A 10,300-nucleotide genomic window follows, 5' to 3' on the forward strand; every position below is an offset into this window, starting at 1 on the left:
GACCAAGACGACCTGGTCGTCTCCGGCGGATGCCGGCTGGCAGGCGGCCAGGGCGGCCAGTGAGCCGGCCCTGGGCGGGGTGACCTCGTCGGGTCTGCCGAAGCGGGTGCCGAAGGCCAACCTGGTGCCGGGTTCGGCTACGTCTCCCGTTCCCTCCGCGGAGCCCGCCGCGGCGGCTACCCCGCCGTCGCCCCCGCCCGTGCTCTCGCCCGAGCGGGTGCGCAGCAGGCTCTCCAGCTTCCAGCAGGGCATCCGGCAAGGCCGGGCGGTCGCTCGCGGGGAGGCCGGGGAGGACCAGGGATATCCCGGGGCGGCGGCTTTGGGCATGCCCGATGCCCAGGACAGTGAGAAGGAGGACTGATGAGGGAAATGAGTCAGGCCGCACGCGGCATCAACTGGTTGATCACCGATTTCGTGAACAACGTGCCGGGTGTGGCGCACACCGTGGTGGTGTCGGCGGACGGGTTGCCTCTGGCGTTCTCGGAGGGGTTTCCCAAGGACCGGGCGGATCAGCTGGCGGCGGTGGCGGCGGGGTTGATCAGTTTGACACAGGGTGCGTCGCGGGTGTTCGAGGGTGGCCCGGTGACGCAGACGGTGGTGGAGATGCAGCGGGGGTTGTTGCTGATCATGTCGATCAGTGACGGGTCCTGTCTTGCGGTGCTGGCGGCGGCCGATTCCGATCTGGGTCTGGTGGCTTATCAGATGACGTTGCTGGTGGAGCGGGCGGGTCAGGTGCTGACCCCCGCGGTTCGCGCCGAGCTCCAGGCATCCCACCCGCGGTGACGGAAGACTCCGCGAAGTGAGGCACGCGGTGGAGGACAGATCGGGAAAGACGCCCTGAGCGGGCGGCCGGGGCGGCCGCCGGGTTCCGGAGTGAGAGCGAGCAGGTCAGGAGGACGCTGTGGTAGGCGGCGGCTGGAACAACGAGGCCTATCCGCCGGTGGACGACTCCCACCGGCAGTACGGCGGCACGAACCCCGTCCCGACGCCGGCGCCGACGGAACAGAGCTCACTGGTGCGGCCGTACGCCGTCACCGGCGGGCGTACGGCACCGCGGCTCCAGCTCGCCATGGAGGCACTCGTGTCCTCCGCCACGGTGATGCACCAGGACATCTCCATGCTCACTCCGGAACGCCAGGCGATCAGCACGCTGTGCCGTCAGGTGCGGTCGGTGGCGGAGGTGTCGGCGTTGCTGCGGATTCCGCTGGGTGTGGTGCGCGTGGTGATCGCGGACATGGCGGCGGAGGGGCTGGTGCATGTGCATCAGCCGCAGTTGGAGGCCGGTAAGCCGGATCTGAACTTGCTGGAAAGGGTGCTCAGTGGACTTCGCAGGCTCTAGCCCGGGTCTGACCTCGACGAAGATCGTGGTTGCCGGGGGCTTCGGCGTGGGGAAGACGACCTTCGTGGGGGCGGTGTCGGAGATCGTGCCGTTGACGACCGAGGCGGTGATGACCGACGCCTCGGCGGGCGTGGACGATGTGGGGTTGGTGCCGCACAAGACCACGACGACGGTGGCGATGGACTTCGGCCGGGTGTCGCTGGACCGGGATTTGATTTTGTATCTGTTCGGTACGCCGGGTCAGCATCGGTTCTGGTTCATGTGGGATGACCTGGTGAAAGGGGCGATCGGCGCGGTGGTGCTGGTCGACACCCGGCGGCTGGCCGACAGTTTCCCGGCGGTGGACTACTTCGAGGAGGCGCGCCTGCCCTTCGTCGTCGGCGTCAACGGCTTCGACGGGCAGTACCCGCACGCCGAGGAGGAGGTGCGTGAGGCGATGACGTTGTCGCCGCATATCCCGATCGTCCGCACCGACGCCCGCGACCGTGAATCGGTCAAGAGCACCCTGATCACCCTCGTCGAACACGCGCTGACCATGCGGGTCGCCGTACCCGGCTGGGGGCGCGCCTGACGCGGCCCCCGGCTCGGGAGTCACCGGTCTAGGCGCGGACCGCCTCGATGAGGGTGGCGTGGAACGGCAGGTCGTAGGCGCCGGCGAGGCGCAGCCCGGCCGCCCGCAGCAGAGCGTCGTGCTCCGACCTGCTGCGCTCCCTTCCCTGCCCGAACAGGCCCAGCATCCGCATGTCGAGGTCCTTGCCGAAGTGCGGTGAGTCGTCGTCCGGCAGGACTATCTCCACCAGCAGCACCCGGCCGTCGTCGCTCATGGCCTCGCGGACCACCCGCAGGATCCGGGTCGCGTCCTCGTCGTCCCAGTTGTGGATCACACTGCCCAGCAGGTAGGCGTCGTGACCCGCGGGGACGGACGCGAAGAAGTCGCCCTCGACGAGCTCCACCCGCTCCGACAGCCCCCACTCGTCGAAGGCGGCCCGCGCGTCCGGCAGGACGTGCGCCAGCTCCACCAGCACTCCGCGCAGGTGCGGGTTGGCCCGCAGCGCCGTCGCCAGGATGTGGCCCCGGCCGCCGCCCACGTCCACCAGCGTCTTGACCGACGAGAAGTCGTAGCTCGCGGCCACCCCGTCGGCCATCGGCTGCGACCGCTGGGTCATGAAGTCGTTGAAGATCCGGTTCAGCTCGGGGTCGGTCCCCAGGTGGTCGTAGAGCACGCCGTACTTCTCGACGAACGCCGACCGTCCCTGGCGCACCGTCGTGGCCAGGTTGTGCATGCCGTACGAGAGCGTGGGCGTGGTGTTGGTCTGGACGGCCGTGCGCAGCGAGCCGGGGACCCCGTCCACCAGCAGCCGGCCCGCGTCGGTCAGCGCGTACGTGCCGGGGGAGACGGAGGTGAACAGCCCGCTGGCGGCGCACGTCCGCAGCAGGCGGGCGAGGGACGGCGCGTGCGCGCCACAGCGCGTGGCGAGCTCCTCGACGGTGAGCGGCCCGTCCTTCAGGTGGCCTGCGCAGTCGAGGTCGACGACCGCGCCGAGCGCCGCGGCCCGGTAGGCCCCGCGCAGGAGCTCCCACACGACGCTGCTGGGTTCTGTCACGTCCACTACTCCTTGTCGATATGTGAAGGGGTCGTTATGTGAGGCGGGGTCATGCTGAACTCGGGTCTGCCGCGCACCAGGCGGCTCACCTCGCTCCGCAGGTGCACGAAGGCGGGCAGCTCCCGGGTCCCGATCTGGTCGCGGGGACCGGGCAGATCGACCCGCAGGTCGGCGGCGACCACGGCGGGCGCACTGGTCAGCACCACCACCCGGTCGCCGACGTAGACGCTCTCGTCGATGTCGTGGGTGATCAGGACGATCGTCATGCGGTGGTGCTCGCGTACGGCGAGGACGAGATCCTCCAGGTCCTCGCGGGTCTGGGCGTCGACGGAGCCGAACGGCTCGTCCATCAGCAGCAGCGAGGGACGGTAGGCGAGGGCCCGCGCGATGGCCACCCGCTGCTGCATGCCGCCGGACAGCTGCCAGGGATACTTGGTCGCGGCGCTTTCCAGCCCCACCGCCGCCAGCGCCTCGGCCGCCGCCGTGCGGCGGGCCGCCCGGTCGAGGCCGCGCCGCCGCAGCGGCAGCGCCACGTTGTCGCGGACCGACATCCAGGGGAACAGCGACCTGCTGTAGTCCTGGAAGACCACGGCGAGGTCGTCCGGCGTCGCGGTGACCGGCCGGCCCTTGACGCGCACCTCGCCGCCGGTCGGCCGTACGAGCCCGGCGATCGACCGCAGCAGGGTCGACTTCCCACAGCCCGACGGGCCGACGACGCAGACGAGCTGGCCCTCCGGGACACTGAGGTCGATTCCGCCGAGCGCCCGGTGGGCGTCCGGGCCGTTGCCGTAGGTGTGGGTCAAGTTGACGACGTCGAGCACGGTGATGTCACCTCACTTCGTCCGCCCGGCACGCCGGTGCCAGGACAGCGTGCGCCGTTCCACGACGAGGAACGACGAGTTGAGGAGGAAGCCGAGGACGCCGAGCAACGCGATCGTCCCCCACATCCCCGGGAGGTCGAAGTTCTGCTGCGTGTAGAGCAGCTCGTAGCCGATCCCGCTGGTCGCGCTGCCCGCGAGCTCGGCGACGACCATCAGGATGAGCGCGAGCGACAGGCTCAGCCGCAGCCCCGCGAAGATCTTCGGCGCCGCCGCGGGCAGGATCACCCGGATGAGCCGCTCGGTCCGCGACAGGCCGAAGACCCGCGCCGTCTCGATGTGGAGGTGGTCCACGTAGCGGGCGCCGTCCACCGAGTTGACCAGGACCGGCCAGACCACGCCGTACACGATGGTGGCGACCTGCATCCGCGTGTCCGCCTTGAACAGCACGACGAACAGCGGGATGAGCGTCGGCGGCGGGATCGCCCGCCCGAACTCGATCAGCGGGTCGACGTAGCCGGCCAGCGTCCTCGACCGGCCGATCGCCACGCCGAGGGCGATCCCGCCCAGGCAGGCGAGCCCCCAGCCGCCGAACATCCGGCCGAGGCTGGGCAGGAAGTCGGCGAGGGCGGCGTCGCTGAGGAACAGGCGGGCCGGGGGCCCGGAGAACCACAGCTCGCGCAGCCGGGCCAGGATCGCCGACGGCGGTGGGAAGTAGACCGACTCCGCCGCGCGGGCGGCGGCCTCCCAAACGGCGACGACGACGGGCACCGTCCACAGCTGCAGGGCGAGCCCGCGCAACCGGCTGCCGTTCGCGACGGTCATCGTCACTGGGTCACCCCCGCGCGTGCGGCGTGCCAGCGGAACAGGCCGCGTTCGGCCCGGACGAGCAGCGCGTTGACGACCAGGCCGATCAGCCCGGCCCACACCGTGGCCGCCAGCATGAGGTCGATCCGATAGCCGGACCCGGCCCTGACGATGTAGACGCCGATGCCGCCCTCGCCGCCGGCGAGCAGTTCCGCACTGATCGCCACCACCAGCGCGACCGAGGCCGCGAGCCGTACGCCGGTCAGGACGAACGGCGCGGCGCTCGGCAGCGTCACCCGCAGTAGCACGGCCAGGCGGCCGAAGCCGAAGACGCGCATCGTGTCCTTGGCGACGGGGTCCACGTCGTGCAGGCCGTACATCGTGTTGACGAGCACCGGCCAGCAGGCGGCGTAGACGATGACCGTGACCTTCATCGCGCCGTCGGCGGCAGCGATGAGCGCGACCAGCGGGATCAGCGCGACCGAGGGGATCGGCCGGAGAAACTCGATCACCGGCCGCAGCGCCGTCTCCGCCCTCGGCAGGCTGCCCAGCAGCACTCCGGCCGGTACGGCCAGCAGGGTGGCGAGCAGGAGGCCCTCGGCCCACACCTCTACGGTGGCCGAGACGTCGCGTAGGAACCCGGCGTCGGCGGCGAGCCCCGCGGCCCCCGCGAGCACCGTGGACGCGAGAGGCATGATCTGGGTGTCCAGGATGCCGGTGCGGCCGGCGACCTCCGCGGCGACGAGCAGGACCGCGACGCCGGCGGCGCCGCGGGCCACTCTGCTGAGGATCATTGCGGCATCGGCACCAGCAGCGGGTTCACGTCCATCTTGGCCTTCAGGTAGCCGTACTCCAGCATCAGGTCGGCCACCCGCTGGATGCGCGTCGCGTTCAGGGTGGACGGGTAGGCGCCGAGCGTGATGATCGAGGCCGCGTCAGCAGTGATCTTCGTGTACGTCGGCAGCACCTTTTCCACGGCCTTGCGGTCGGAGTCGGCGATCTGCTGCGCCTTCACGATCGCGCGCTGGAAGGCGGCCATCGTCTTCGGGTACTTCGACAGGGTGGGCTCGGTCGTGGTCCAGCCCGCGATCGGGAAGTCCGCCATCGCTCCGGTCATCGTGTCGGCGATCTTCCGGGCGCCCATGTCCTTCTGCACGCCGGTCAGGAACGGCTCGGTGAGCCAGGCGGCGTCCGTCTGGCCCGACGCCAGCTTGCCCGGCGCGTCGGGGAACGCGGCGGGTACGTACGTCACGTCCTTGGGGGACAGCCCGTTGGCCCGCAGGGTCGAGTCGACGGCGAGCGTGCCGATGCTGTTGAACGACGCGACCGAGATCTTCTTGCCCTTGAGGTCCTTCACCGACTGGATTGGTGAGTCCTTCTTCACCACGATGTCGAAGACATCCGGTTTGGCCTGGAAAGTGTCGGCAAGGATGCGGAAGTTCGCGATCTTCGCCTCTTGCCCTGAAAGCACCGAAAAGTAGTTGCCGAGCGTGATGTCCACCGCACCGCTCACCAGCTTCGGGATGGCGACCTGAGTGCTCGCCACAATTTCGGGCTTTACGGTCAGCCCTTCGGCCTTGAAGAAACCTCGTTCCGTCGCGATGTACAGCGCCGCGACATCCGCGATGGGGAGAATGCCGACTTTAAGGGTGGTTTTTTCCAGTCCGTTATTGCCGGCCGCTGTCGTATCCGTATCCGCACCGCCACAGGCGGTGAGTGTCAACGCTGCTATGACGCCGATGACGGTTCTGCGACCCGTCAGCCTCATGGAGTCTCCTCAGATGGGGGAAGTGAAGGCGCCCGGGCGGGAGATGGCGGCACCGGGCGACGGGCGAGAAGCGTAGCTGGACTTAAACCGAGATAACAGGATTAAGAGCCCTATGTCACCAAACTTGTCAGTAAATCCACTATGCCCCGTAACCTGGGGTGTGGCGGTTTGGACCGATACATGTCCGGAACCTCATTCGGAAATGCTGTTCGCCGCCGGTGGATGCTCGGGAAAGGCTTTCACCGTGCATCGTCGCACGAAAGTCTCGTCGCCTGGAACGTGCCAAATGATTCGACAGGTTGGTCTATCTCGTCGCCTTATGCTCCAATTGCCGATGTCTTGTGGGAGGTATCCCGAGTGATAGGTCCGAATCCCATCTAGAAGAACCGCGTGAGGTTGCACCAGTGAGGACGGCAACAGTCGAGAGCGGTCGTCGTAGTGAACGGAAGCCGCCCCCGCTGCAGGCCGGCTCCGGGGCGCCCGTGGCGGATCAAGGGGAACAACCGGAGCCGCCCGAGCCGCCCGGGCACGACGCCGGCAGCCCGCTGGCGCTGAAGAACTGGCGGCTGCGCACCCGGCTGCTGGCGCTGATCCTGGTGCCGACCGCCGTCGCGGTCACGTTGGGAGGCCTGCGGGTGGCCTCCTCGATCAGCAGCGCGGCCGAATACCAGCGGGTGCAGGACGTGGCCGAGCTGATCGTCGGCATCGGCGACTTCGTCCACGAGCTGCAGCTCGAGCGCGACCTGACGGCCCGCTACGTGGCGATGGACCGCCGCGGCGGCACGATGCTCTCACTGATCCGCGAGCAGCAGGCGGCGGTCGACGCGGCCGCGCAGCGGGTGCGGTCGAAGGCGGATACCGCGGGCGACGCGTTCGGCGACATCGGCCGCGCCGACCTCGTCCGCCTGCGCGGCCGTCTCGACGAGCTGACCGCGCTGCGCGGCACGATCCTGCAGAGCAGGCTTCCCGCGCTGCCGGCGATCGACAAGTACTCGCTGTTCGTCGCCGACGCGCTGCGGCTGTACGACGAGACCGTGCAGGGCGCGGTGGACGAGGGCGTCATCGCCGGCCTCAAGTCGATGGCCTCGCTCGCGCGGGCCGAGGAGGAGATCTCCAAGCAGCGTGCGCTTCTGACCGCCGCGCTGGTGCGGGACCGGTTCGAGACCGCGGAGATCGACGCGTTCACCGCCGCCCGCGCCCGCGAGGTCAGCGAGCGCAACGCGTTCCTCGCGCAGGCCACGCTCGCGCAGCGTCAGCTCTTCTCGGACACCGTCACCGGCCAGAAGGTCGACCGGGCCGAATACCTGCGCGCGCTCGCCCTGAGCCTCACCCGTGACGGCCTGGCGCTGCGCCGGATCGAGCCCGGCGGCCAGGCGGTGGACACCTGGTTCGACGCGATCACCGAGACCGGTGACCAGATGCACAAGGTGAACCTGGCGCTCGCCCGCTCGGTGATCTCGCGCAGCGTGGAGTTCCAGGGGTCCGACCAGAGGGTCGCCGCGGTCAACGTGATCCTGGTCGCCGCCGTCCTGCTGGTGGTCCTGCTCATCACCTCGGTCATGGCCCGCTCGGTCGTACGGCCGCTGCGGCGGCTGCGCAGCGAGGCGCTGGAGATCGCCGGCCACCGGCTGCCCGACCTCGTGCAGCGCCTGCGCGAGTCGGACTCCGCCGGCTCCCAGCAGGTGCAGCCGATCGGGGTGGTGTCGGCGGACGAGATCGGCGAGGTCGCGCGGGCCTTCGACGAGGTCCACCGCGAGGCCGTACGGCTGGCGGGCGACGAGGCCCGGCTGCGCGGGAACATCAACGCGATGTTCGTGAACCTGTCGCGGCGCACGCAGACGCTGGTGGAGCGGCAGATCACCCTGATCGACGGGCTGGAGCAGGGTGAGCAGGACGAGCAGCGCCTCGCGAACCTGTTCAAGCTCGACCACCTGGCGACCCGCATGCGCCGCAACAGTGAGAACCTCCTGGTCCTCGCCGGGCAGGAGCCCGCGCGCCGCTGGAGCCAGCCCGTCGAGATCACCGACGTCCTGCGGGCCTCGCTGTCGGAGGTCGAGGGCTACGAGCGGGTGGTGCTGAACTTCCCCTCGGACGTCTCAATCGCCGGCCAGGCCGTCAACGACGTCATCCACCTCATGGCGGAGCTGGTGGAGAACGCGCTGTCGTTCTCGGCCCGCGACACCCGGGTGGTCGTTTCGGGCAACCGGATCGACGGCGGGGGCGTGATGATCTCCGTCACCGACTCCGGCATCGGGATGACCGCGGAGGAGATCTCCCAGGCCAACTGGAGGCTGGCGAACCCGCCGGTCGTGGACGTGTCGGTGTCCCGCCGCATGGGCCTGTTCGTGGTCGGCCGCCTCGCCATGCGGAACGGCATCCGGGTGCAGCTCAGGCCGCACGACGGTGGAGGGCTGACCGCGATGGTCCTGCTGCCGGAGACCCTGATGGGCCGGCCGGCCTACGGGCAGCAGTCCTACTCGGACGCCTTCGCCTCCGCCTGGAGCTCCCAGCCCGGCCAGTCGTCCTGGGGCGGGCCCTCCCCGTCGATCTCCCCGTCGGCTCCTCCGTCCATCTCCCCGCCGATTCCGGCGCAGGATCCGCTCACGCGGTTGCGCGGACGCCGGTTCGACTCGGTGCCCGACGAGGCGGCCACCGGCCCGCTGCCCAAGATGACCGGGCCCGTCCCCCTTCTGGGCTCGGGTGCGTCGCCGATGTCGACCGGGCCGATCTCGATCTCCGGTCCGATACACGGCGCCCCGGTCACGCAGGGCGGGGCACAGGCCGGGCCGCCCGCCGAGGAGTATCTGCCGATCTTCGCCTCCGTCGAGTCCGCCTGGTTCCGGCGCGCTCCCGCCACCGACACCGGATCCGGCTGGCAGAACACCTCGTCGATGGACGCCGGGTGGCAGGCCGCGGCGGCGGCCACCGAGAAGCCCGCCTCGGACGGCACGACCGCGTCGGGTCTGCCCAAGCGGGTGCCGAAGGCCAACCTGGTGCCCGGGTCGGCAGATCCGGGCGCGGCGCCGGCGGCGCCCGCCCCTTCGCAGCCGATCCTGTCGCCCGACCGGGCCCGCAGCCGGCTGGCGAGCCTGCAGCAGGGCGTACGGCAGGGCCGGGCGGTGGCCAGGGGCGAACTGAGTGAGGACGAGGGCTATCCGACCGCGAAAGGGGACGGCGCATGAGTGAGTTGAGCCAGGGCGCACGCGGCCTGAACTGGCTGATCGATGATTTCGTGAGTTCGGTGCCCGGCGTGGCGCACGCCGTCGTGGTCTCCGCGGACGGGTTGCCCCTGGCCTTCTCGCACGGGTTTCCCAAGGACCGGGCGGATCAGCTGGCGGCGGTGGCGGCCGGGTTGATCAGTTTGACGCAGGGTGCCTCGCGGGTGTTCGAGGGTGGCCCGGTGACGCAGACGGTGGTGGAGATGCAGCGGGGGTTGTTGCTGATCATGTCGATCAGTGACGGGTCCTGTCTCGCGGTGCTGGCGGCGGCGGACTCCGATCTGGGTCTGGTGGCTTATCAGATGACGCTGCTGGTGGAGCGGGCGGGTCAGGTGCTGACCCCCGCGGTCCGCGCCGAGCTCCAATCCGTGTCGTATCCGCGGAGGTGACGGATGGATCCGTGGGGACAGCCGCCGGGCGCGGAACCGTGGGGTCAGGAACCCGGTGCGGACCCGTGGGGACGGCAGCCCGGCGCCCCGGTCCCCCAGGAACCCGCGTCTCCGGTCCGCCCGTTCACCGTCACGGGCGGGCGTACGACGCCCCGCATGCAACTCGCGCTGGAGGCGCTGGTCTCCTCCGCCACGACCACGCACTACGACCTGTCCACGAGGCCCCCGGAACATCGGGCCATCGCCTCCCTGTGCCGTCAGGTGCGGTCGGTGGCCGAGGTGTCGGCGTTGCTGCGGATTCCGCTGGGTGTGGTTCGCGTGGTGATCGCGGACATGGCGGCGGAGGGGCTGGTGCAT

Annotated in this window: 12 protein-coding genes; 7 read left to right on the plus strand and 5 right to left on the minus strand. The window is 70.1% G+C overall.

The genetic code is table 11. From position 1 onward, the window contains the following. From IL992_RS40330 to IL992_RS40345, 4 genes are all read left to right on the plus strand, one after another. A partial coding sequence (locus IL992_RS40330; RefSeq protein ID WP_193208570.1) for a hypothetical protein occupies positions 1-361 on the plus strand: 361 nt, incomplete at its 5' end. Beyond that, positions 361-783 (plus strand): roadblock/LC7 domain-containing protein, encoded by a 423-nt coding sequence (locus IL992_RS40335; protein WP_193208571.1) that lies wholly within the window; start codon positions 361-363, stop codon positions 781-783. The genes IL992_RS40330 and IL992_RS40335, both read left to right, overlap by 1 nt. Before the next feature lie 118 nt (positions 784-901). Next, positions 902-1,339 carry a DUF742 domain-containing protein gene (locus IL992_RS40340; protein WP_193208572.1) on the plus strand — a complete coding sequence of 146 codons (438 nt, stop codon included), beginning with the start codon at positions 902-904 and terminating at the stop codon, positions 1,337-1,339. Between the two features lie 7 nt (positions 1,340-1,346). Next, on the plus strand, positions 1,347-1,910 hold the full coding sequence (locus IL992_RS40345; protein ID WP_193208641.1) for a GTP-binding protein: 564 nt from the start codon (positions 1,347-1,349) through the stop codon (positions 1,908-1,910). Between the two features lie 28 nt (positions 1,911-1,938). Here IL992_RS40345 and IL992_RS40350 read toward each other — a convergent pair whose 3' ends face one another. Genes IL992_RS40350 through IL992_RS40370 form a run of 5 tightly spaced genes read right to left on the minus strand, consistent with a single transcriptional unit; the run spans position 1,939 to position 6,336 of the window. Further along, the gene (locus tag IL992_RS40350) at positions 1,939-2,943 is read right to left on the minus strand and encodes a methyltransferase (RefSeq protein WP_193208573.1); all 1,005 of its coding nucleotides are present in this window, start codon (positions 2,941-2,943) and stop codon (positions 1,939-1,941) included. A 5-nt stretch (positions 2,944-2,948) separates the two neighbouring features. Next, positions 2,949-3,764 (minus strand): ABC transporter ATP-binding protein, encoded by an 816-nt coding sequence (locus tag IL992_RS40355; protein WP_193208574.1) that lies wholly within the window; start codon positions 3,762-3,764, stop codon positions 2,949-2,951. 12 nt (positions 3,765-3,776) lie between these two features. Continuing rightward, positions 3,777-4,586 (minus strand): ABC transporter permease, encoded by an 810-nt coding sequence (locus tag IL992_RS40360; RefSeq protein ID WP_193208642.1) that lies wholly within the window; start codon positions 4,584-4,586, stop codon positions 3,777-3,779. Positions 4,587-4,588: 2 nt separating this feature from the next. After that, positions 4,589-5,362, minus strand: coding sequence for an ABC transporter permease (locus tag IL992_RS40365; protein WP_193208575.1), 774 nt, complete (start codon positions 5,360-5,362; stop codon positions 4,589-4,591). Beyond that, a complete protein-coding gene (locus IL992_RS40370) occupies positions 5,359-6,336 on the minus strand; it encodes an ABC transporter substrate-binding protein (RefSeq protein ID WP_193208576.1) in 978 nt (325 codons plus the stop codon). Before IL992_RS40370 ends, IL992_RS40365 begins: the two co-directional genes overlap by 4 nt. A 482-nt stretch (positions 6,337-6,818) precedes the next feature. Here IL992_RS40370 and IL992_RS40375 point away from each other — a divergent pair, with 482 nt between their 5' ends. The 3 genes from IL992_RS40375 to IL992_RS40385 form a co-directional block, all read left to right on the plus strand. Beyond that, positions 6,819-9,518 (plus strand): sensor histidine kinase, encoded by a 2,700-nt coding sequence (locus tag IL992_RS40375; protein ID WP_319019137.1) that lies wholly within the window; start codon positions 6,819-6,821, stop codon positions 9,516-9,518. Continuing rightward, positions 9,515-9,943: a roadblock/LC7 domain-containing protein gene (locus IL992_RS40380; RefSeq protein WP_193208577.1), complete on the plus strand. Its 429-nt coding sequence runs from the start codon at positions 9,515-9,517 to the stop codon at positions 9,941-9,943. Before IL992_RS40375 ends, IL992_RS40380 begins: the two co-directional genes overlap by 4 nt. A 3-nt stretch (positions 9,944-9,946) precedes the next feature. After that, a partial coding sequence (locus IL992_RS40385) for a DUF742 domain-containing protein (protein ID WP_193208578.1) occupies positions 9,947-10,300 on the plus strand: 354 nt, incomplete at its 3' end.

This window comes from Microbispora sitophila (assembly GCF_014892245.1).
GTDB lineage: Bacteria > Actinomycetota > Actinomycetes > Streptosporangiales > Streptosporangiaceae > Microbispora > Microbispora siamensis.